Origin of the sequence: Bradyrhizobium tropiciagri (assembly GCF_018130505.1) — a bacterium.
GTDB lineage: Bacteria > Pseudomonadota > Alphaproteobacteria > Rhizobiales > Xanthobacteraceae > Bradyrhizobium > Bradyrhizobium tropiciagri_B.
Window position 1 is genome coordinate 446622 of record NZ_JAFCKH010000002.1, and the last position, 22613, is coordinate 469234.

General features: G+C 64.8%; 20 protein-coding genes. 7 read left to right on the plus strand and 13 right to left on the minus strand.

Annotated features, from left to right (window positions below):
- Positions 1-5 precede the first annotated feature (5 nt).
- The gene (locus tag JQ633_RS06340; RefSeq protein ID WP_211983585.1) at positions 6-1046 is read right to left on the minus strand and encodes a branched-chain amino acid ABC transporter permease; all 1041 of its coding nucleotides are present in this window, start codon (positions 1044-1046) and stop codon (positions 6-8) included.
- Positions 1047-1226: 180 nt separating this feature from the next.
- On the opposite strand from JQ633_RS06340, the gene JQ633_RS06345 reads away from it, so the two are divergent.
- Positions 1227-1745 carry a MarR family winged helix-turn-helix transcriptional regulator gene (locus JQ633_RS06345; protein ID WP_211983587.1) on the plus strand — a complete coding sequence of 173 codons (519 nt, stop codon included), beginning with the start codon at positions 1227-1229 and terminating at the stop codon, positions 1743-1745.
- 15 nt (positions 1746-1760) lie between these two features.
- Positions 1761-2099 (plus strand): hypothetical protein, encoded by a 339-nt coding sequence (locus tag JQ633_RS06350; RefSeq protein WP_211983589.1) that lies wholly within the window; start codon positions 1761-1763, stop codon positions 2097-2099.
- Here JQ633_RS06350 and JQ633_RS06355 read toward each other — a convergent pair.
- The 11 genes from JQ633_RS06355 to JQ633_RS06405 all read right to left on the minus strand — a co-directional run bounded on the left by JQ633_RS06355 (position 2093) and on the right by JQ633_RS06405 (position 13660).
- Entirely contained in the window at positions 2093-2470 is a 378-nt protein-coding gene (locus JQ633_RS06355) for a VOC family protein (protein WP_211983590.1), read from the minus strand. The genes JQ633_RS06350 and JQ633_RS06355 overlap by 7 nt on opposite strands.
- Positions 2471-2515: 45 nt before the next feature.
- Positions 2516-3799 (minus strand): glycerate kinase type-2 family protein, encoded by a 1284-nt coding sequence (locus tag JQ633_RS06360; protein ID WP_211983592.1) that lies wholly within the window; start codon positions 3797-3799, stop codon positions 2516-2518.
- Between the two features lie 22 nt (positions 3800-3821).
- Complete coding sequence (locus tag JQ633_RS06365; RefSeq protein WP_211983594.1) at positions 3822-5054, minus strand: ABC transporter substrate-binding protein; 1233 nt, start codon at positions 5052-5054, stop codon at positions 3822-3824.
- Between the two features lie 181 nt (positions 5055-5235).
- Positions 5236-6462: an ABC transporter substrate-binding protein gene (locus JQ633_RS06370; protein ID WP_211983596.1), complete on the minus strand. Its 1227-nt coding sequence runs from the start codon at positions 6460-6462 to the stop codon at positions 5236-5238.
- Positions 6463-6701: 239 nt separating this feature from the next.
- On the minus strand, positions 6702-7928 hold the full coding sequence (locus tag JQ633_RS06375; protein WP_211983598.1) for an ABC transporter substrate-binding protein: 1227 nt from the start codon (positions 7926-7928) through the stop codon (positions 6702-6704).
- A gap of 123 nt (positions 7929-8051) precedes the next feature.
- Positions 8052-9281 carry an ABC transporter substrate-binding protein gene (locus JQ633_RS06380; protein WP_211983605.1) on the minus strand — a complete coding sequence of 410 codons (1230 nt, stop codon included), beginning with the start codon at positions 9279-9281 and terminating at the stop codon, positions 8052-8054.
- A 24-nt stretch (positions 9282-9305) separates the two neighbouring features.
- On the minus strand, positions 9306-10322 hold the full coding sequence (locus JQ633_RS06385) for a branched-chain amino acid ABC transporter permease (RefSeq protein ID WP_211983607.1): 1017 nt from the start codon (positions 10320-10322) through the stop codon (positions 9306-9308).
- Positions 10323-10324: 2 nt separating this feature from the next.
- Positions 10325-11203, minus strand: a complete 879-nt coding sequence (locus JQ633_RS06390) for a branched-chain amino acid ABC transporter permease (RefSeq protein WP_211983609.1) — start codon at positions 11201-11203, stop codon at positions 10325-10327.
- Positions 11204-11216: 13 nt separating this feature from the next.
- Positions 11217-11930: an ABC transporter ATP-binding protein gene (locus JQ633_RS06395; RefSeq protein WP_211983611.1), complete on the minus strand. Its 714-nt coding sequence runs from the start codon at positions 11928-11930 to the stop codon at positions 11217-11219.
- The gene (locus JQ633_RS06400; protein ID WP_211983613.1) at positions 11927-12724 is read right to left on the minus strand and encodes an ABC transporter ATP-binding protein; all 798 of its coding nucleotides are present in this window, start codon (positions 12722-12724) and stop codon (positions 11927-11929) included. Before JQ633_RS06400 ends, JQ633_RS06395 begins: the two co-directional genes overlap by 4 nt.
- 72 nt (positions 12725-12796) lie before the next feature.
- Positions 12797-13660 (minus strand): IclR family transcriptional regulator, encoded by an 864-nt coding sequence (locus tag JQ633_RS06405; RefSeq protein WP_211983615.1) that lies wholly within the window; start codon positions 13658-13660, stop codon positions 12797-12799.
- Positions 13661-13843: 183 nt separating this feature from the next.
- Here JQ633_RS06405 and JQ633_RS06410 point away from each other — a divergent pair, with 183 nt between their 5' ends.
- From JQ633_RS06410 to JQ633_RS06430, 5 genes are all read left to right on the plus strand, one after another.
- On the plus strand, positions 13844-15940 hold the full coding sequence (locus JQ633_RS06410) for a 3-hydroxyacyl-CoA dehydrogenase NAD-binding domain-containing protein (protein ID WP_211983617.1): 2097 nt from the start codon (positions 13844-13846) through the stop codon (positions 15938-15940).
- Positions 15941-16135: 195 nt separating this feature from the next.
- Positions 16136-17824, plus strand: coding sequence for a dicarboxylate--CoA ligase PimA (gene pimA, locus JQ633_RS06415; RefSeq protein ID WP_211983619.1), 1689 nt, complete (start codon positions 16136-16138; stop codon positions 17822-17824).
- Between the two features lie 193 nt (positions 17825-18017).
- Positions 18018-19208 (plus strand): pimeloyl-CoA dehydrogenase large subunit, encoded by a 1191-nt coding sequence (gene pimC, locus JQ633_RS06420; protein ID WP_211983628.1) that lies wholly within the window; start codon positions 18018-18020, stop codon positions 19206-19208.
- Between the two features lie 84 nt (positions 19209-19292).
- Positions 19293-20438 carry a pimeloyl-CoA dehydrogenase small subunit gene (pimD, locus tag JQ633_RS06425; RefSeq protein ID WP_211983630.1) on the plus strand — a complete coding sequence of 382 codons (1146 nt, stop codon included), beginning with the start codon at positions 19293-19295 and terminating at the stop codon, positions 20436-20438.
- Between the two features lie 131 nt (positions 20439-20569).
- Positions 20570-21343 (plus strand): SDR family NAD(P)-dependent oxidoreductase, encoded by a 774-nt coding sequence (locus JQ633_RS06430; RefSeq protein ID WP_211983632.1) that lies wholly within the window; start codon positions 20570-20572, stop codon positions 21341-21343.
- A 77-nt stretch (positions 21344-21420) separates the two neighbouring features.
- Here JQ633_RS06430 and JQ633_RS06435 read toward each other — a convergent pair whose 3' ends face one another.
- Positions 21421-22611, minus strand: coding sequence for an O-succinylhomoserine sulfhydrylase (locus JQ633_RS06435; RefSeq protein WP_211983634.1), 1191 nt, complete (start codon positions 22609-22611; stop codon positions 21421-21423).
- Between the last annotated feature and the right edge of the window lie 2 nt (positions 22612-22613).

Sequence of the window (22613 nt, forward strand, 5' to 3'; positions counted from 1 at the left end):
CGCGCTCAATCCTTCTCTTCTTCGACCGCGGGCGCCGCGAGCGAGCGCAGCACCAGCACGGGGAGGATCAGCGTGAACACGATGACTTCCTTGAAATTGCTGGCGTAGAATGAGGAGAACGCCTCGACGATGCCGACCAGAATCGCGGCGACGGCGGTGAGCGGATAGCTGACGAGCCCGCCGATGATGGCGGCGATGAAGCCCTTCAGGCCGATCAAAAAGCCGGTGTCGTAATAGAGCGTCGTGATTGGCACGATCAGGATGCCGGAGATCGCGCCGATCACGGACGCGAGCAGGAAGGCGATCTGGCCCGACAGCGTGGTGCGGATGCCGACGAGGCGCGCGCCGAGGCGGTTGACCGCGGTGGCGCGCAGCGCCTTGCCCATGCGGGTGTAGCCGAAGAACAGCCACAGCCCGACGATGAACGCCACCGTCAGGCCGTACACCGCAAGGCTCTGGCCGGTGAAGCGCAGCGGGCCCACGGTCAGCGCGGCATTCGACAGCGCCGGGCCGCGCAGGCCTTCTGCGCCGAAGAACACGAGGCCAAGGCCCTGCAGCGCGAGGTGGCAGCCCACCGAGGCGATCAGCAGCACCAGCACCGAGGTGTGCGCGATCGGCTGGAACGCGATGCGGTAGAGGAACAGCCCGATCGCGGCGACGATCAAGAGCGCCAGCGCGATGTTGACCGCCATCGGCGTCGTCGGGCCTGCAACCTTGTAAGTGACGACGAGCAGCGCGACAGGAAATACGATGTTGAGCGCGGCGGAGCGCATCACCAGCCGCGCACGCAGCGCCTTGCGCGCGAAGAACAGGTCGAGGCCGAAGGCGACGATGCCCATCGCGACCGCGAGCTGGACCGTGCCAGGCACCTGGCCTGTCGCCAGCATCGCGTAGCTCAGCGCGCCATAGGTGACGAATTCGCCCTGCGGGATCAGGATCACCCGCGTGACCGCGAACACCAGCACCAGGGCCAGTCCGAGCAGCGCGTAGACCGCGCCATTGGTGATGCCGTCCTGCAGCAGGAACAGCAAGATCGTCGTGTTCAAGGCCGAGCGCTCCCCCTTAAGCGTCGGACCGCCGCCACCCGGCGTGCCGGCGGCGTAGGCCGATATCGGCTGTTGAAAGCGGCCGACATTTGATATATTCGATAACAATTATCAAATATAATCTCAAGGCCCCCAAAGGTCGTGCGGGTCTTTTTGTACCGGGATTGCGAGCGTGGAGCGATGACTGTTTCCAAGACCGCCTCCGATGCCGCCAGGCTGCCGCGCCCCCTGCGCAGGGAACCGGTCGATCCTGCCGGGGACGACGGCATGCTGCAACTGGGCGAACTGTCCGGACTGCTCGGCTATTCGCTGAAGCGCGCGCAGCTCAAGGTGTTCGAGGACTTCCTGCGCTGCGTCGCGCCGCTGCAACTGACGCCGGCGCAATTCTCGGTGCTGCTGCTGCTCGACAAGAATCCCGGTCGCAACCAGACCGAGATCGCCAACACGCTCGGCATTCTCCGGCCGAACTTCGTCGCCATGCTCGACGCGCTGGAGAGCCGCGACCTTTGCGCGCGGATGCGCTCGGCCAATGACCGCCGCTCGCACATCCTGGTCCTGACCGAGCGGGGCCGCGCCGTGCTGGCGCGCGCCAAGAAGCTGGTCGCCAACAAGCACGAGGCCCGGCTGATCGAGGTGCTCGGCCCCGCCAACCACGCCGCGCTGCTGGAGATGCTGGCGAAGCTGGCGCAGGAGTTTTGAGGGAGGCGGCCTCTAATGATCGAGCTGCGTTCGCCGCTGAAGATCGAACGTGACCCGCGAGGGGGCTGGCAGCTCGTGCTCTGGGCGGGGAACGCCTTCGACTACACAACGCCATTTCGGGCGATTCTCGGCGACATCGCAACAGCTCTTGGGCAGGTCCGCCAAGACGATCTGCGTCTACCGGCCTATGAGGACCATGAGGATTTCGTCGAAGGCACGCTCCGCTTCGGCGATAAGTGGCTTCGGATCTACTACGAGCACGCTCTCGGCTATCTTGCCTTGATCAGCGACAGCGAATCCACATTGCGGGACGCCGCGGGCCGCATCCAGGCAAACATCCAACGCAACTATTGAGCTTCGACGCGGAGACGGGTTGGCCACCCGACACGGACCAGCGTTTCATCCGGATCAGACACGGCAAATTCGTACATTCCCCACGGCTTGTCTTCGGGTGATTGCTGAAATTCGCGCGCCGCAGCGTCGACACCCTCAAGGTAGAGATAAAGCCCGAAAGGGTTCCTGCCCGGTGTCAGCCATCCCTCGACCGCATCAGTCAAATGCAGATATCCGCCGTTCGAGTTCGACAGCATGCGGTAGGTGTCGGGTTCTCCCGGAGCAGGCCTTTCGCCGTCCGGGCGCACGAAGCCCAGTCGATTGTAGAACCGCTCCGACGCATCGAGGTCATTACACGGCAGGATCGCGATCAAGGATCCGGAAGGGCTCATGCGTGCGCTCCGATTTCATCCAATTCTCGTCCACGGGCCGAGCCGCTAATCCACCAAAATCACCCTGACATCGTTGACGTTGGTCAGCGTCGGTCCCGTCAGCAGCAGATCACCGGTCTTTGCGAAGAAGCCGGTGGCATCGTTGTTCTCGAGATATGCCCTGGGATCGAGGTTCATCGCCTTCATCTTCGCGAAGGTCGCATGGTCGATCATCGCGCCGGCGGGATCGGTGGCGCTGCCGGCGCCGCCGTCGGCGCCGTCGGTGTCGGCGGCGAGCGCCGCGATGTCGGGCGTGTCCTTGAGCAGATCGGCGAGCGCCAATGCGTATTCCTGGTTCGGGCCGCCACGGCCGTTGCCGCGCACGGTCACCGTGAGCTCGCCGCCGGAGAGGATCGCGAGCCGCTTGCCTTCGCCGCGGGCCTTCAACGCAAGGCGCGCGTGGTCGGCGGCGACGTCGCGGGCCTCGCCTTCGAGATCGGCGCCGAGCGCGATGGTCTCGTAGCCGGCGTCCTGCGCGACCTTCACCGCCGCCTCGATCGAGGCCTTCGGCTTTGCCAGCAGCTCGAACGTCGCGCGGGCAAAGGCGGGATCGCCGGGCTTGCAGCTCTCGTTCCTGGGATCGTCGAGCGCGCGGCGGACGGCGTCGTCGATCGAGAGATTGTATCTGGCGACCAGCGCGCGAGCGTCCGCCAGCGTGGTTGGATCAGGTACGGTCGGTCCCGAGGCGATCGCGGACGGATCGTCGTGTGGCACGTCTGATATCGCGAGCGTCACGATCTCGGCGGCATGCCGGCCGGCGCGGGCCAGCCGCCCGCCCTTGATGCGCGACAGATGCTTGCGCACCACGTTCATCTCGCCGATCGGCGCGCCGGAGCGCAATAGCGCGCGGTTGACCTGCTGCTTCTGCGCGAAGGTCACGCCGTCGACCGGCGCGATCCAGTTCGCCGAGCCGCCGCCGGTCAGTAGCACCAGCAGCAGATCGTCCGGCGTCGCCTCGGCGGCGAGCCGCAGCGTGTCGTCGGCCGCACGCAAGCCGGCCTCGTCGGGCACCGGGTGACCGGCCTCGATCACCTTGATGCGCCGTGTCGGCACGCCGTGGCCATGGCGTGTGGTGGCGATCCCGACCAGCCGCGACGGCTCGAGGCCGAGCGTGTCGAGATAGTGCCGCTCGGCCGCCGCGGCCATCGCGCCGGCGCCCTTGCCGGCGGCGAGGCAGATGATCCGCCCCTTCGGCACCGGGCGCAGCCGCGACGCCAGCACGACGTCGGGATGCGCAGCAGCAACCGCGGCATCGAAGATTGAACGCAGCAGGGTGCGTCGGTCAGTCATGGCTTGATCTTCCTGATAACCGTTAGTTGCCGACGATCTCGCCGCTGATGACGTCGCCGAACAGCTGCCAGCGCTCGCCCTTGAACCGCATCAGCTGCAGCTGCTCGATCGGCTGGAAGTCGTTCGGCCCGGTCGACAGCGTCACGCCGGGCAGCAGGCCGCCCTGTGCGAACTGCTTGAGGCTTGCCGCCTGCTTCATCACGTTGGCGCGGGTGAGGTCGTCGCCGCAGCGGCGCAGCACCTCGACCATGGTGGTCGCCATGTTGTAGCCGGTCATCGCCGAGGAATCGACGCGGTTGGTGTCGGGCATGTATTTGGCGAGCAGCTCGTCGAATGCCTTCATGCCGGAATCGTCCTTCCACTGCGGATCGCTGGCGTCCTTGGCATAGGCCGCCGAGATCACGCCCTGCGCATTGTCGATTCCGGCGGGACGCATCACCGTCGCGGTGGAGGCCGAGACGTTGGAGACGATGGTCACCGGCTTCCAGCTCATCTCGCCGAGCTTCTTGATCGCCTGCGCGCCGAATTTCGGCGTGGTGAAGAAGATGATGACGTCGGGGTTGGAGGACTTCAGCCGCACCACGTGCGAATCGATCGTGGGCTCGGCGACCTCGTAGCTCTCCTTGCCGACGATGCGCGCGGGATCGCTGGCGAAGCCGTCTTCCAGGCCCTTGAGATAATCCTTGCCCATGTCGTCGTTCTGGTAGAGCACCGCGACCTTCGCGGCGGGCTTCTCCTTGAGCAGATATTTCGCGTAGATATGCGACTCGCTCTGGTAGCTCGGCAGCCAGCCCATGGTCCACGGGAAGTTCTTCGGATCGTTCCACTTGGTGGCGCCGGTCGCGACGAACAGCTGCGGCACCTTCTTGGCGTTGAGGTATTTCTGGATCGCGGTGTTGGAGGCGGTGCCGAGCGTGCCGAACAGCAGCAGCACCTCGTCGCTCTCGACCAGCTTGCGCGCCTGCTCGACGGCCTTCGGCGGCGAATAGGCGTCATCGTAGGAGACGAAATTGATCTTGCGGCCGTTGATGCCGCCGTCGTCGTTGACCTTCTTGAATACCGCGGCCATCGCCTTGCCGACCACGCCATAGGCCGAAGCCGGGCCGCTGTAGGGAACGATATTGCCGATCTTGATCTCGGTGTCGCTCGCGCCCGTATCGTATTTCTTCTGCGCCGATGCGGCGCTGCCGGTCGCGGCAGCGACCGCGAGGCCGAGCAGGGCGGTTGCGATGCGGTGTCGGATCGGCATGAGCATGTCCCGGAAACTCCTGGTTCGTGCCCCTTATCGAGGGCATCGATTTCTTCTTTGGTATCGAGCGCCGCAAACTAGCGCATCGCCGGCCAAAGTGTAAGCGCGCGGCGCGATTGCCGTGGCCAGCAAAAAGCCCCCGCGGCGGCGCCGCAGGGGCCTTCGTCACCGGCCGGCAATGTCTGCGTCAGCCGCCGACGTCGCCGCTCAAGACTTCACCGAAGCGCTCCCAGGTCTCGCCCTTGAAGCGGATCAGCTGCAGCTGCGACAGCGGTGCGAAGTCGGTCGCCGAGGTGTTGACCTTGACGCCGGGCAAGAGCCCGCCGGGCTCGTAATCGCGAATACTCGCCGCCTGCTTCATGATGTTCTCGCGGGTCAAATTGTCGCCGCAGGCCTTCAGCACGTGCACCAGGCCCTGCGAGACGATGTAGGCGTACATCACCGAAGCGTCGGCGCGGTTGGCTTCGGGATAGTACTTATCCAGGAACTCGTTCCACGCGATCATGGACTTGTCGGTCTTCCACTGCGCGTCGGTCGGGTCCTTGAAATACTGCGACGAGATGATGTCCTGGGCGTTCTCGAAGCCGGCCGGCTTGATCACGCTGCCGATCGAGCCCGAGACGTTGTTGAGGAAGTGCAGCGGCTTCCAGCCGAGCTCGGCGTTCTTCTTGATCGCCTGCGCCGCGAATTTCGGCGTGGTGATGTTCATGAAGACGTCGGCGCCGGAGGCCTTCAGCCTCACGATGTGGGAATCGATGGTCGGCTCGGAAACCTCGTAGCTGTCCTCGGCGACGATCATCGACGCGGCCTTGGCGCCGAGCCCGTCCTTGAAGCCCTTCAGATAGTCCTTGCCGTAATCGTCGTTCTGGTAGAGCACCGCGATCTTGGCGTTCGGATTGTGCTTCAGGATGTACTTGGCGTAGATGATGGTCTCGCTCTGGTAGTTCGGCTGCCAGCCCATGGTCCAGGGGAAGTTCTGCGGATCGTTCCACTTGGTGGCGCCGGTGGCGACGAACAGCTGCGGCACCTTCTTCTGGTTCATGTATTTCTGGATCGCCGAGTTCGGCGGCGTGCCGAGCGAATTGAAGATCAGCAGCACTTCGTCGCTCTCGACCAGCTTGCGGGCCTGTTCCACCGTCTTCGGCGGCGAGTAGGCGTCGTCATAGGAGACGAAGTTGATCTTGCGGCCGTTGATGCCGCCCTGATCGTTGATCATCTTGAAGTAGGCGGTCTCGGTGCGGCCGATCACGCCGTAGGCGGATGCGGGGCCGCTGTAGGGCATGATGTTGCCGATCTTGATCTCGGTGTCGGTGGCGCCGATATCGTATTTCTTCTGGGCCAGCGCCGCGCTGCCGGAGGCGGTGACGAGCGCGAACGCGGCCGCAAGAACCGCAAGTTGTCGTGTCGGGGACATGACATTTCTCTCCCTGTTGTTGCCGATGACGTGTCGCGGCCTTCTGTGCCGAAGGCTCTTTTGTTGGTTGTTCTGATTATCATTTTACCCGGTCCGCCTCAATGAAAAGCCCCTGCGGCATGGCTGCAGGGGCTGCATCTTTAGTCGAGCGGCGCAGGGGTCGCCGATGCCCACTCGAGATTGTGGTTGCACAGGATTTCACCAGCGCGGATCCCCGTACTCGTACGGGCCGCATTGGCTCAATGGCCGAGGCCGCCCGACATGATCTCGCCGAACAGCTCCCACTTCTCGCCCCTGAAGCGCATCAGCTGCAACTGCTTGATCGGTGCGAAATCGGTCGGGGAGGTGTTGATGGTGATGCCGGGCAGCAGCGTGTCGGGGGCAAAGTCCTTCAGGCTCGCCGCCTGCTTCATGACATTGGCGTGGGTGAGGTCGTCGCCGCACATTTCCAGCACCTTCGCCATGGTCTGCGCGGCGGCGTAACCGAAGACGGTGGCGGCGTCGAGCCGGTTGCCTTCGGGATACTGCGTCTTGAGGAAGATCAGGAATTTCTGCATGCCGGGATCCTTGTCCCATTGTGGATCGGCGGCATCCTTGAGATAGGCCGCCGAGATCACGCCCTGCGAATTCTCGAAGCCGGCCGGCTGCATCACGCCGCCGACGGAGGCGGACACGTTGGTGAGGATCTGCAGCGGCGTCCAGGCGATCTCGGCTGCCTTCTTGATCGCCTGCGCGGCGAATTTCGGCGTGGTGATGCTGATGAACGTATCGGCGCCGGAGGCCTTCAGCTTGACGATCCGATTGTCGATGGTGGGCTCCGAGGTCTCGTAGGCTTCCTCGGCGACGATCATGACGGCCTTGTCGGCGAAGGCGGCCTTCAGGCCCTTGAGATAATCCTTGCCGAAGTCATCGTTCTGGTAGAGCACGGCGATCTTGGCGTCCGGCTTGTGCTTGATGATGTATTTCGCGTAGACGCGCGCCTCGTCCTGGTAGGACGGCTGCCAACCCATGGTCCACGGATAGTCCTTGGGGTCGTTCCACTTCGAGGAGCCGGAAGCGACGAACAGCTGCGGCACCTGCTTCTCGTTCATGTATTTGCGGATCGCGGCGTTGGTCGAGGTGCCGAGCGAATTGAAGATCAGCAGCACATTGTCGCTCTCGACCAGCTTGCGGGCCTGTTCCACCGTCTTCGCCGGCGAATAGCCGTCGTCATAGGAGACGAAGCTGACCTTGCGGCCGTGGATGCCGCCGTGCTCGTTGAGCATCTTGAAATAGGCGGCCTCGATCCTGCCGATCACGCCATAAGCCGAGGCGGGACCGCTGTAAGGCATGATGTTGCCGATCCTGATCTCGCTGTCGCCGGCGCCGGTGTCGTAGGCCTTCTGGGCCATTGCGACGTTGCAGGTCGCCGCGATCATCACGAGCGCCGACGCGAGCGCGGTCAGCAACTGGCGTGCCGCAGTCATGGTTTCCCCACCTCGTACTTCTTGGTGCGCGTATTCAATACGATCGGCACAAAGCGTCAACAAAAAGCCCCCGCGACATTGGTCGCGGAGGCGTTGGTTTTGTTTCCGCAGTGCAGCGCAGCGTTACTGGGACGGAACGTCGCCGGAGATGATGTCGCCGAACAGCTCCCACTTCTGGCCCTTGAAGCGCTGCATCTGCAGCTGCGCGATCGGGGCGAAGTCGGTCGGCGAGGTGTTGATCTTGACGCCCGGCAGCAGCGTGTCGGGCGCAAAATCCTTCAGGCTCGCCGCCTGTTTCATGACGTTGGCGCGGGTGAGGTCGTCACCGCACATTTCGAGCACCTTGGCGAGGGTCTGGGCGGCGCCGTAACCGTAGACGATGCTGCCGTCGGTCTTGTCGGCGCCCGGCATGTACTTGTCGAGGAAGGCGATCCACTTCTTCATGCCGGGATCGTCGTTCCACTGCGGATCGGCGCCGTCCTTGGCATAGGCCGCCGACAGCACGCCCTGCGCATTGTCGAAGCCGGCCGGCTGCATCACGCTGCCGACCGAGGCCGACACGTTGGTGATGATCTGCAGCGGCTTCCAGCCGAGCTCGGCGGTCTTCTTGATGGTCTGCGCGCCGAACTTCGGCGTGGTGTAGATCAACAGCACGTCGGGATTGGCGGCCTTGATCTTGACGATGTGGCCGTCGATCGACGGCTCGGAGACCTCATAGCTCTCCTCCATGATGATGGCGGAGGATGCCTTGGCGCCGAAGCCGTCCTTGGTGCCCTTGAGGTAGTCTTTGCCGAAATCGTCGTTCTGATAGAGGATCGCGACCTTGGCGTCGGGCTTCTCCTTCAGCAGCCACTTGGCGTAGATCTGCGCTTCGCTCTGGTAGCTCGGCTGCCAGCCCATGGTCCACGGGAAGTTCTTCGGATCGTTCCACTTGGTGGCGCCGGTGGCGACGAACAGCTGCGGGACCTTCTTGGAGTTGAGATACTTCTGGATCGCGGTGTTCGACGGCGTGCCGAGCGGATTGAAGACGAACAGCACCTCGTCGCTCTCGACCAGCTTGCGCACCTGCTCGACCGCCTTCGGCGGCGAGTAGGCGTCGTCGTAGGAGACGAAATTGATCTTGCGGCCGTTGATGCCGCCCTGATCATTGATCATCTTGAAATAGGCTTCTTCGGTCTTGCCGATCACGCCATAGGCGGACGCCGGGCCCGAATAGGGCATGATATTGCCGACCTTGATCTCGGTGTCGGTCGCGCCGGTGTCGTATTTCTTCTGGGCGAATGCGGTCGTCGACGTCGCGGCAACAGCGACGACCGCCGCGGAAATCGCGGCGATCCGTAGAGTAGAAAGCATAGTATCTCCTGGTTCTATCTGGTCTCAGTTCTTCTTGAGCTTTGCGATCAGCTGCTGGGCAACGATCGCGACCTGCCTGGCGCCATGCGGCACGAGGAAGATGACGAGGAACAAGAGCACGCCGAACACCGCGCCCGACAGGCCCTTGGAAATGCCTTCGGCGATGTTGGGCACGAAGATGATGAAGGCCGAACCGACGATCGAGCCGGGCAGCCAGCCGACGCCGCCGACGACCATGCCGAGGAACAGCGAGATCGCGAGCTGAATGGTGTAGCCGTCGGGCGCGACGAACTGCACGGCGATGGCGCCGAGCCCGCCGGCGACGCCGGTGATGCCGGCCGAGACGCCGAACGCCAGCGTCTTGTACAGCGCGACGTCGACGCCCATGGCGGACGCCGCGATCTCGTTGTCGCGGATCGCCATGAAGGCGCGGCCGGAGCGCGAGCGCAGCAGGTTCACCGAGGCGATGTAGATCCCGATCGAGACCACCAGCGTGAAGTAGTACAGCCACATGTCCTGCGACATCGGCAGGCCGAACGGCGCGTCCGGCTTGGTGACGACGAGGCCCTGCACGCCGCCGGTCCAGTGCTCGAAATAGCCGAGCTTCAGGAGCTGCGGCATCGCGGTGGCGAGCGCGAAGGTCGCCAGCGCGAGGTAGACGCCGGACAGCCGCAGCGCCGGCTGTCCGAACAGGAAGCCGAAGCCGAAGCAGATGATGCCGGCGATCGGCAGCGTGAGGGCGTAGTTCATGCCCGCATGCTCCATCAGGATCGCCGATGTGTAGGCGCCGACGGCGTAGAACGCGCTCTGGCCGAGCGAGAACTGGCCGCTGCCGCCGGTCAGGATGTTGAGCGCCAGTACCGCCAGCGCGTAGATCAGCAACATCGTCATCTGGAAGATGATGAAGTTCTTGACCAGCAGCGGGATGATGACGAGCGCGGCCAGCACCACGAGGGAGGTGCCATAGCCGAGGGTCATGGCGCGCTTGGGAACGGCCTCGACGGCCGGGGCTTCTGTGACGACTTCTTCAGCGGCGCTCATGATCAAACTCGCTTGACGATGGCCCGGCCGAAGAGGCCTGCCGGTTTGACGACCAGGACGGTGACGATCAGCGCAAGCGCGATCGGGAGTTTCAGCTCATTGCCGACGCCCGGGATGTAGGTGCCGACGAGGTTCTCGAAGACACCGACGAGGAAGCCGCCGACCACCGCGCCGAACGGGCTGGAGAGGCCGCCGAGCACCGCGGCGGCGAAGCCGTAGATCAGCACGCCCAGCATCATGTTGGGCTCGAGGAACACCACGGGGGCGATCATCATGCCGGCGATCGAGCCGATCGCGGCCGCCATGCCCCAGCCGAGCGCGATCATCCACGAGGTGTTGATGCCGACCAGCCGGGCCGATTCAGGCAGCGAGGCCGCAGCGCGCATCGCAAGGCCGACCCGCGTGAATCGGAAGAAGAAGAACAGCAGCACCAGCATCAGCAGGGTGATGCCGATCATGCCGGCCTGGTGGGTCGAGATCAACTGGCTGCCGAGGAACGGCGAGGAGCCGAACGGCGTCGGATACTGCTTGATGGTGAAGTCCCAGATCAGGCCCGCCACCGAGTTGATGATGGCGTAGAGCGCGATGAAGCCGGCGACGTTGGTCAGCACCGGCGCCTTGGCCAGCGGCTTGAACAGCAGCCGCTCGATCGCGATGCCGGCCGCGAACGAGAACGCGACGGTGAGCACGAAGGCGCCCCAATAGGGCACGCCCCACTGCATCAGCTGCCACGAGATGAAGGTCGAGAACATCGCCATTTCGCCCTGGGCGAAATTCAGATGGTCGATCGCCTGGTAGATCATGACGACGGCGAGCGCCATGCAGGCATAGATCGCGCCGGTCGCAATGCCGGCCAGGACCTGGTTGGCAAAAAGCTCCATGGTGCCTGCTCCCTCAGTAGCCGAGATAGGATTTACGGACGTCTTCGTTGTTCGCGATGTCCTTGGCATTGCCCGACATCACGATCCGTCCGGTTTCGATCACATAGGCCTGGTCGGCGAGCTCGAGCGCCAGCTGGGCGTTCTGCTCGACCACCAGGATGGTCACCTTCTCCTCGCGATTGATCTTGCCGAGGATGCGGAACAGGTCGCGCACGATCAGCGGCGCGAGGCCGAACGACGGCTCGTCGAGCAGCATCAGCCGCGGCCGCAGCATCAACGCGCGCGCCACCGCGAGCATCTGCTGCTCGCCGCCGGACAGCGTGCCGGCCTGCTGGGTGTAGCGCTGCTTCAGCACCGGGAAGTGCTCGTACATCCGCTCGATGTCGGCGACGATCGCCTTCTTGTCGGAGCGGCTGATGGCGCCGAGCTGCAAATTCTCCTCCACCGTCATGTTGGTGAAGGTGCCGCGGCCCTGCGGCACGTGGGCGATGCCGAGGCGGACCACGTTCTCGGTCGAGCGGGTGCCGATCGGCTTGCCCTCGAACTCGATCGCGCCGGTCGAGCGCACCATGTTGCAGATCGCGCGCAGCGTCGTGGTCTTGCCGGCGCCGTTGGCGCCGAGCAGCGTGGTCAGCGAACCCTCGTTGAGCGAGAAGGACAGGCCGTGCAGGGCCTGCACCTGACCGTAATAGGCGCGCAGGTCCTTGACGTTGAGCATCGCGGTCATTGGTCCTTGCTCCCCAGATAGGCCTTGATCACATCCGGGTCGGCCTGGACCTGGGCCGGCGTGCCCTCGGCGAGCTTGCGGCCGAAGTTGAGCGCGACGACGTGGTCGGCGATCGACATCACGAGGCCCATGTGGTGCTCGACCAGCAGCACCGTCATGTGGCGCTCGTCGCGGATCTTGCGGATCAGGTCGCCGAGCACATAGACTTCCTCATGGTTGAGGCCGCCGGCCGGCTCGTCGAGCAGCAGGATCTTCGGATCTGCGGCCAATGCGCGCGCCAGCTCGACGCGCTTCTGGGTGCCGAAGGGCAGCCCCGAGACCACGGTGTGCGCGACGCTCTCGAGATCGAGATAGGCGAGGATCTCGTGCACCTTCTTGTTCATCTCGGATTCGCCGCGGCGAACCCAGGCGAGCTTCAGCGAGTCGCTGACGATGTCGCTCGAGGTGCGCGCATGGGCGCCGACGCGCACGTTGTCGATCACGGACAGGTTGGGAAACAGCGCAACGTTCTGGAAGGTGCGGCCGATGCCGATCTCGGCGATCTTGTGCGGCGGTCGCGTCAGGATGCTGGTGCCTTCCATCAGGATGTCGCCGGATGAAGGCTGGTAGAGTCGCGACAGGCAGTTGAACAGCGTGGTCTTGCCGGCGCCGTTCGGCCCGATCAGGCCGAGGATCGCACCCTTGTGCATGTCGAAGGTCACGCCATTCAGCGCGATGATGCCGCCGAACACGACGCTGACGTCGCGAACCGCGAGCAGAGGCGCATTGCCCTGCGCGAGCTGTGCCTGCGTCATCTCGTCTCGCCCGCCATCGTCACGCGGTGCGAGCGACCCAGCGATGTGCCTCGCCGGTCGTGATGGCGGATGTCAGATCCCCTCGGCCAAACGTGCAACTTTCCCTCCTACTCTGGACTTCTTGCCGTCTTCTTTTTTGGATTGCGGCGCTATCCCACCAAGCGCCAGTTCAATGTTCCTTACCATCGCGACAAGGCGAGGTCCAATGTCGTTGAGCAATCTGTCTTCCGTGAAGCGGAATGCCGGTGCTCCGCAATTGAAAGCGTAGGGACCGGTTCCGTCGTTCAGCTTCAAGGCCACGCCGACCGCGGCCACATCGTCCTGCCAGTCGCCGGTGGACATCGCGAAGCCGTGCTTCGCCACCGTCTCGCCGGAGCGCTCGATGCCGTCGCGCATCTTGGCCCAGCGGCTGCCATAGTGATCGCGCAACTCGCGCAGTAAAGCCGCACGGTCGTCCGGCTGCAATGACCAAATGTAGGCGCGTCCCATCGCGGTGGTCGCGATCGGCACCCGCGAGCCGACGTCGAGCTGCACGCCGAGCGCAAGGCCGTTCCGGCTCTGCCCGAAATAGATCATGCTGTGACGGTCGCGGCCGCCGATCGCGACGGCGCCGCCGGTCGCGCGCATCACTTCCTCTCGATACGGCTCGGACAAATGCCGAACGCCGAGATTGGCGAGCGCCGCGTAGCCCAGCGCCATCGCCGACGGCGCGAGCTGGTACTTCTCGAACCTTGGAACAGGTGTAAGGTATCCCAGCTTGGTCAGCGTGTAGGTCAGGCGGGAAATGGTCGGCTTCGGTAATTTGGTGCGGGCCGCAATCTCTTGATTGCCAAGCAGCCCGTCATTGGGCTGGAATGCGCGCAACACATCGAGGCCGCGGGAAAGCGCGACGACGAAGTTGCGATCAGTCGCTGCCTTCTTAACTGGACGTTTCATTCCCTGCCGCTTTGTCATGCTCGTTGACAACGCACGTGCTTCAAAATAACCCTCGCTGTCAAGATGTGGAATTTAATTTCGCAGTGCGAAATTAGTATGAAGCAGCCAGGAACGTAGCTTCTCGACGCAAGTCGCGCAGCTACTCAACACAAGTTCAAGAACAAGCATCCAGGGAGAGTCCCGGTGAGTGAAGTCGTCAAGCTCGAGCGTCGTGACAACATTGCCGTCATCACGGTTAACAGCCCCCCTGTGAATGCGCTGAGCGCAGCAGTGCGCGGCGGCATCTTCGATTGCGTGAAGAGCGCGGTCGCCGATCCGCAGGTGCAGGGCATCGTGCTGACCTGCGACGGCCGCACCTTCATCGCCGGCGCCGACATCACCGAGTTCGGCAAGCCGCCGCAGCCGCCCGGCCTCGCCGAGGTGCTGGCGCTGATGGACGAGTCGCCGAAGCCGATCGTCGCCGCCATCCACGGCACTGCGCTCGGCGGCGGCCTCGAGGTCGCGCTGGCATGCCACTACCGCGTCGCCGTCAAGGATGCGCGGCTCGGCCTGCCCGAGGTGAAGCTCGGCCTGCTGCCGGGCGCCGGCGGCACCCAGCGGCTGCCGCGCGCGGTCGGGCCCGAGCTGGCGGTCAAGATGGTCGTCGGAGGCGATCCGATCGGCGCGTCGGAAGCGCTCAAGGCCGGCCTGATCGAGGAGATCGTGGAAGGCCCCGCCGAAGGCGGCATCGCGTTCGCCCGCAAGGTCGTGGCCGAGAAGCGTCCGCTGCGCCGGCTGCGCGACGACGACAGCAAGCTCGCGGCGGCCAAGGCCGACCGCTCGATCTTCACCAACGCGGTCGCCGCGCTGACCAAGAAGGCGCGCGGGCTGGAGGCGCCGTTCGCCGCGGCCGACGCCGTCGGTGCCGCGATCGACTTCCCGTTCGATGAGGGCCTGAAGAAGGAGCGCGAGGGCTTCCTCAAGCTGATGAACGGCCCGCAGTCGAAGGCGCAGCGCTATGCGTTCTTCGCCGAGCGCGAGGCCAACAAGATCGCCGGCGTGCCCGACGGCACCAAGTCGCGCAACGTCGCGCGGGTCGCGATCCTCGGCGCTGGCACCATGGGCGGCGGCATCGCGATGTCGTTCGCCAATGCCGGCATTCCGGTCACGCTGATCGAGACCGGCGAGGAGCAGCTCAAGCGCGGCATGGGCATCATGCAGAAGAACTACGAGGCCACCGCGGCGCGCGGCGGCATCCCGGCCGATGCGCCGGCCAAGCGCATGGCGCTGATCAACGGCGTGGTCGGCATCGAGAACATCGGCGACGCCGATCTGGTCATCGAAGCCGTGTTCGAGACCATGGCGGTGAAGAAGGAAGTGTTCGGCAAGCTCGATCAATACGCCAAGCCCGGCGCGGTGCTCGCCTCCAACACCTCCTATCTCAACATCGACGAGATCGCGCAGGCGACCAAGCGTCCGCAGGACGTGCTCGGCATGCATTTCTTCTCGCCGGCCAACGTCATGAAGCTGTGCGAGATCGTGCGCGCCGACAAGACCGCGCCGGACGCGCTCGTCACCGCCGTCTCGATCGCGCGCAAGATCGCCAAGGTGCCGGCGGTGGTCGGCGTCTGCGACGGCTTCGTCGGCAACCGCATGCTGGCGCAGCGCGGCAAGCAGTCCGAGAAGCTGCTGTTCGAAGGCGCGCTGCCGCAGCAGGTCGACGCGGTCGTGACCAAGTTCGGCATGCCGATGGGCCCGTTTGCGATGGGCGATCTCGCCGGCCTCGACATCGGCTGGCGCTCGCGCAAGGACCGCGGCATCAAGTCGGAGATCGCGGACGCGCTGTGCGAGGCCGGCCGCTTCGGCCAGAAGACCGGCAAGGGCTACTACAAGTATGAGCCGGGCTCGCGCGCGGCGCTGCCCGATCCGGAGGTCGAGAAGCTGATCGACGAGACGCTGGCGCGGCTCGGCCGCAAGAAGCGCGTCGTCAGCGACGACGAGATCCTCGAGCGCATGATGTACCCGATGATCAACGAGGGCGCGAAGATCCTCGCCGAGGGCATCGCGGCGCGGCCGTCCGATATCGACGTGGTCTGGCTCTATGGCTACGGCTGGCCGATCTATCGCGGCGGCCCGATGTACTGGGCCGACACCGTGGGTCTCAAGCACATCGCCGATCGCCTGGCCTTCTACGCCAAGGAGACCAACGATCCCTCGCTCGAGCCGGCGCCGCTGCTCAAGAAGCTCGCGGATGAAGGCAAGACCTTCGCCTCACTCGCCGCGCCGTCGAAGGCGGCGTGATCTGCTTTGCGAGACGGACTCGGTGTTAGGGTTCCCTCTCCCCTTGCGGGAGAGGGTTAGGGAGAGGGGTGGCCGCATCGGGACTACCCGTGTGGACCCCCTTCCCCCAACCCCTAAGAGCGAGCTCCGCTCGTCTCGACCCCACAGGGAGGGGAGCCCGCGCAGCGGGGTCACCTCACGGAATCAAGAACCTTCATGACCTATCCCGGCGAACGATATTATCCCAAGGGCGTGCAGTGGAGCGACGAGATCACGCGCGGCACGCTGCCGGACCTGCTCTCGCGCGCCGCCGCTGAATTCGGCGCCCGCCCGGTGCTCGAATTCCGGGAACGGCCGATCAGCTACAGCGAGCTGGAAGCGCTGGTCGAGACCGCCGCTGCCGCCTTCCTGCGCGCCGGCTATGGCAAGGGCACCTCGGTCGCGCTGTTCCTCGGCAACTCGCCGGATCATCCGATCAACTTCTTCGGCGCGCTGAAGGCCGGCGCGCGCGTCGTGCACCTGTCGCCGCTCGACGGCGAGATCGCGCTGTCGCACAAGCTGTCCGATTCCGGCGCGCGGGTGCTGGTCACCAGCAATCTGTCCGCGCTGCTGCCGACCGCGCTGAAATTCCTCGACAAGGGCCTGCTCGACCGTCTCATCGTCTGCGAGGACGATCATTGGGGCAAGGTCGGCACACAGCAAGCCGCGTTGCGCGACGATCCCAGGATCGTCACGCGCAGCAAATTCATCGACGGCGCGTCGAAGCCCGCGCAATGGCCGGCGGTCGACGTCGAGGACGTCGCGCTGCTGCAATATACCGGCGGCACCACCGGCCTGCCGAAGGGCGCGATGCTGAGCCACGGCAATCTCACCGCGGCAGTCTCGATCTACGACGTCTGGGGCAGGCCGGCCCGCCTCGAACGCAACGCGATCGAGCGCGTGATCTGCGTGCTGCCGCTGTTCCATATCTACGCACTGACGGTCGTGCTGCTGTCGGTGATCCGGCGCGGCCACCTGATCTCGCTGCATCAGCGCTTCGACGTCGAGGCCGTGATGCGCGACATCGAGGTCAAGCGCGCGACGGTGTTCCCCGGCGTGCCGACGATGTGGATTGCGATCGCCTCGCTGCCCGATCTCGACAAGCGCGACCTTTCGTCGCTGGTGGTCGCCGGCTCCGGCGGCGCGCCGCTGCCGGTCGAGGTCGCCAATATCTTCGAGCGCCGCGTCGGCATGAAGCTGAAGAGCGGCTGGGGCATGACCGAAACCTGCTCGCCCGGCACCGGCCATCCGAAGGAAGGGCCGGAGAAGCCCGGCTCGATCGGCCTGATGCTGCCCGGCATCGAGATGGACGTGGTGTCGCTGGAGGATTCCACCAGGGTGATGCCGGTCGGCGAGGTCGGCGAGATCCGCATTCGCGGCCCGAACGTCACCAAGGGCTACTGGAACAGGCCCGCGGAAACCGCGGAGGCTTTCGTCGGCGACCGCTTCCTCACCGGCGACATCGGCTACATGGACGCCGACGGCTATTTCTACCTGGTCGACCGCAAGAAGGACATGATCATCTCCGGCGGCTTCAACGTCTATCCGCAGATGATCGAGCAGGCGATCTACACCCATCCTGCCGTGCAGGAAGTGATCGTGATCGGCATCCCCGACGATTATCGCGGCGAGGCGGCAAAGGCCTTCATCAAGCTGCGCGACGGCGAGACGACGTTTTCGATCGACGAGCTGCGGACGTTCCTCACCGGCAAGCTCGGCAAGCATGAATTGCCGGCGGCGGTGGAGTTCGTCGTCGAGCTGCCGCGCACCCCGGTCGGCAAGCTGTCGCGCCACGAACTGCGCCAGCAGCAGCCCAAGATACCTCAACCCACGCCAGAGCAGACTGCTGCGGGGTCGCGCTCATGACCGATGTGGCGCACCAAAATGTGCTGCCGTCGTCCCGGCGAAGGCCGGGACCCATACGCCGCGGCCTTGGCAAAGGGCACAAGCCGCAGTCGGCTTCTTCAACCAATCAAGGCCGGTGGTTATGGGTCCCGGCCTTCGCCGGGACGACCGAGTAGAGATACGAACCAAGATCATTCGTTCAAAGGAGGATCCGATGGATCTCGCTTTCACCAAGGAAGAGATAGCGTTCCGCGAAGAAGTGCGGGACTTCTTCAAGAACAACGTGCCGCCGGACACCCGCCGCAAGCTGCAGGAAGGCCGCCATCTGTCGAAGGACGAGATGGTCACCTGGTGGCGCATCCTCAACAAGAAGGGTTGGGGCACCACCCACTGGCCGAAGGAATATGGCGGCACCGGCTGGACCAGCGTGCAGCACTACATCTTCAACGAAGAGCTGCAGTCCTATCCGGCGCCGCAGCCGCTCGCCTTCGGCGTCAGCATGGTCGGCCCGGTCATCTACACCTTCGGCAACGAGAAGCAGAAGAAGGAATACCTGCCGCGCATCGCCAATGTCGACGACTGGTGGTGCCAGGGCTTCTCGGAGCCGGGCTCGGGGTCGGACCTCGCCTCGCTTAAGACCAAGGCCGAGCGCCGTGGCGACAAGTGGATCATCAACGGCCAGAAGACCTGGACCACGCTCGCCCAGCACGCCGACATGATCTTCTGCCTGTGCCGCACCGATCCGGCGGCGAAGAAGCAGATGGGCATCTCCTTCATCGTGTTCTCGATGAAGTCGAAGGGCGTCACGGTGCGCCCGATCCAGACCATCGACGGCGGCCACGAGGTCAACGAAGTGTTCTTCGACGACGTCGAGGTGCCCTACGAGAACCTGATCGGCGAGGAGAACAAGGGCTGGGATTACGCCAAATTCCTGCTCGGCAATGAGCGCACCGGCATCGCCCGGGTCGGCGTCTCCAAGGAGCGGCTGCGCCGCATCCGCGCGCTGGCGTCGAAGGTCGAGGCCGGCGGCCGCGCCATCATCGAGGATCCCGCGTTCCGCGAGAAGCTCACCGCCTGCGAGATCGAGCTCAAGGCGCTCGAGCTGACGCAGCTGCGCGTCGTTGCCGACGAGGGCAAGCACGGCAAGGGCAAGCCCAACCCGGCGTCCTCGGTGCTGAAGATCAAGGGCTCCGAGATCCAGCAGACCACCACCGAGCTTCTGATGGAAGTGATCGGCCCGTTCGCCGCGCCCTATGACGAGCACGGCGATGCCGGCTCCAACGAGAGCATGGATTGGACCGCGCAGATCGCCCCAAGCTACTTCAACAACCGCAAGGTTTCGATCTACGGCGGCTCCAACGAGATCCAGCGCAACATCATCAGCAAGGCGGTGCTGGGGCTTTGATTTCTCCTCCCTCTCCCCGCTCTTCGCGGGGAGAGGTGAAGGCGCCCCGGTTTCGCCAACGACTTTCAGTTTAAGGGAACGAACATGGATTTTGATCTGTCCGAGGAGCAGCGGCTTCTCAAGGAAAGCATCGACGGGCTTCTGACCGACGCCTACGACTTCGATGCGCGCAAGAAGTACATGAAGGAGAAGGGCGGCTGGAGCAAAGCCGTCTGGGGCAAGCTCGCCGAGCAGGGCCTGCTCGGCCTGCCGTTCGCGGAAACCGATGGCGGCTTCGGCGCCGGTGCGGTCGAGACCATGATCGTGATGGAGGCGCTCGGCAAGGCGCTGGTGGTCGAGCCTTATCTCGCGACCGTCGTGATCGCCGGCGGCTTCCTGCGCCATGGCGGCTCGGCCGAGCAGAAGGCGAAATACATCCCGGGCATCATCGACGGCAGCCAGACCTTCGGCTTCGCGCAGCTCGAGAAGAACTCGCGCTACGACCTGTTCGACGTCGTCACCACGGCGAAGAAGAAGGGCGACGGCTGGGTGATCGACGGCGAGAAGTTCGTCGTGCTCAACGGCGAGAACGCCGACGTGCTGATCGTCACCGCGCGCACCAAGGGCGGCCAGCGCGACAAGAGCGGCATCGGCGTGTTCCTTGTGCCGGCTGACGTAAAGGGCGTGACGAAGAAGGGCTATCCGACCCAGGACGGCCTGCACGCGGCCGACATCACCTTCACCAACGTCGAGGTCGGCGCGGACGCTGTGATCGGCGATGGCGAGAACGGACTGGCGCTGATCGAGCGCGTGGCAGACGAAGCCCGCATCGCGCTGTGCGCGGAAGCGGTCGGTGCGATGGATGAATCGCTGAAGGAGACCGTCGAGTACATCAAGACCCGCAAGCAGTTCGGCGTTGCGATCGGCTCGTTCCAGAGCCTGCAGCACCGCGCCGCCGACATGTTCGTGGCGCTGGAGCAGGCTCGCAGCATGTCGATGTTCGCGACCATGGCGTCGGACTTCGACGATGCCAAGGAGCGTTCATCGGCGGTCGCCGCGGCCAAGGTGCAGGTCGGCAAGTCGCTGAAGTTCGTCGGCCAGCAGTCGATCCAGCTCCATGGCGGCATCGGCATGACGATGGAGGCCAAGATCGGCCACTACTTCAAGCGGCTGACCATGATCGAGAATACGCTCGGCGACACCGACTACCATCTGCGTCGCGTCAGCGAGGGCGGCGGGCTGCTGGCCTGATCACGCTCCAACCGTCATTCCGGGGCTCGCGCAGCGAGAACCCGGAATCTCGCGCCATAACATCCGGATTCCGGGTTCGCGACTGCGTCGCGCCCCGGAATGACGTGTGAACCCCCAGGGAGGCAACAACAATGAAGAACACGCCATTCGATCTCACTGGCCAGGTCGCCGTCGTCACCGGCTCGAGCCGCGGCATCGGCCGCTCCTCGGCGGAACTGCTGGCGAAGCTCGGCGCCAAGGTCGTGATCTCCTCGCGCAAGGCGGATGCCTGCCAGGAGGTCGCCGACGGCATCAACAAGTCCGGCGGCGAGGCGATCGTGATCCCCTGCAACATCGCGCGCCGCGCCGAGGTTGAGGCGCTGATCTCGGGCACCATCAAGCAGTTCGGCAAGATCGACATCCTCGTCTGCAACGCGGCGGTGAATCCCTATTATGGCCCGCTGCTCGACATCACCGATGAAGCCTTCGACAAGATCATGGGCTCCAACGTGAAGAGCAACATCTGGCTCAGCGCCCTCGCGATCCCGCAGATGGCCGAACGCGGCAAGGGCTCGGTCGTGATCATCTCCTCGATCGGCGGTCTTCGAGGGTCGACGGTGATCGGCGCCTACGGCATCTCCAAGGCGGCGGACTTCGCGCTGTGCCGCAGCCTCGCCGGCGAGTGGGGGCCGAAGGGCGTGCGCGTCAATTGCGTGGCGCCGGGCCTGGTGAAGACCGATTTCGCCCGCGCGCTGTGGGAGGATCCGGACAATCTGAAGCGCCGCACCGCATCGACGCCGCTGCGCCGCATCGGCGAGCCCGACGAGATCGCCGGCGCCGTGGCTTATCTCGCCTCCGACGCCTCGACCTTCATGACCGGCCAGACCATCGTGGTCGACGGCGGCGTGACGACAGCCGCGACGTAGCCAGTCAGTCCACAAAATCAGTGTCGTCCCTGCTTTCGCAGGGACGACGGCTTGTGGCAGCGGCTTCTATCTCGGCCTCACACCTTCTCCAGCGCCCGCACCAGATCCTCGATCAGATCGTCCGGATGCTCCAGCCCGGCCGAAAGGCGAATAAAGCCCTCGCTGATGCCGAGTTCGGCGCGAGCCTCCGGCGCCAGCCGCTGGTGCGTGGTGGTTGCGGGATGCGTCACGAGACTCTTGGAGTCGCCGAGATTGTTGGAGATGCGCGCGATCTTCAGCGCGTTGAGGCAGCGGAAGGCGCCGGCCTTGCCGTCCTTCACCTCGAAGCCGACCAGCGTCGAGCCGGCGCCCATCTGCTTCTTCACCGTCGCGGCCTGCGGATGGTCGGCGCGGCCGGGATAGATCAGCCGGGTCACCTTCGGATGCGTCGCCAGCGCCTCGGCGATCTTCGCCGCATTCTCGGTCTGGGCGCGGACGCGGACGCCGAGTGTCTCGAGGCCCTTCAGCAGCACCCAGGCGTTGAACGGCGACAGCGACGGGCCGGTCTGGCGCATGAAGTTATGGATGTGCTCGGCGATGAAGGCTTCCGACGACAGGATGACGCCGCCGAGGCAGCGGCCCTGGCCGTCGATGTGCTTGGTCGCGGAATAGACCACGACGTCGGCGCCGAGCGACAGCGGGCTCTGCCAGATCGGCGTCGCGAACACGTTGTCGACGATCAGCCGCGCGCCGCCGCTGTGCGCGATCTTGGCGATCGCGGCGATGTCGAGCACATCGAGCGTCGGGTTGGTCGGGCTCTCCAGGAAGAACGTCTTGGTGTTCGGCCGCAGCGCGCGCTCCCACTGGGACAGATCGAGGCCGTCGACCAGCGTGGTCTCGATGCCGTAGCGCGGCAGCAGGTCCTGTACCACGTAGAGGCACGAGCCGAACAGCTGCTTGGACGCGACCACGTGATCGCCGGCCTTCAGCGGGGCGAGGATCGCGGTGGTGACCGCGGCCATGCCGGTCGCAGTCGAGCGCGCGGCTTCGGCGCCCTCGAGTTCGATCATGCGGCGCTCGAACATCGCAATGGTCGGGTTGGAATAGCGCGAATAGATGAAGCCGGGGTCCTGGCCCTTGAAGCGCGCCTCGCACTGCTCGGCGGTGTCGTAGACGTAGCCTTGGGTGAGGAACAGCCCCTCCGAGGTCTCGCCGAATTGCGAGCGCAGGGTGCCGCCATGGACCAGGCGGGTTTCGGGACGATAGCGGGTGACTTCAGACTCAGACATGT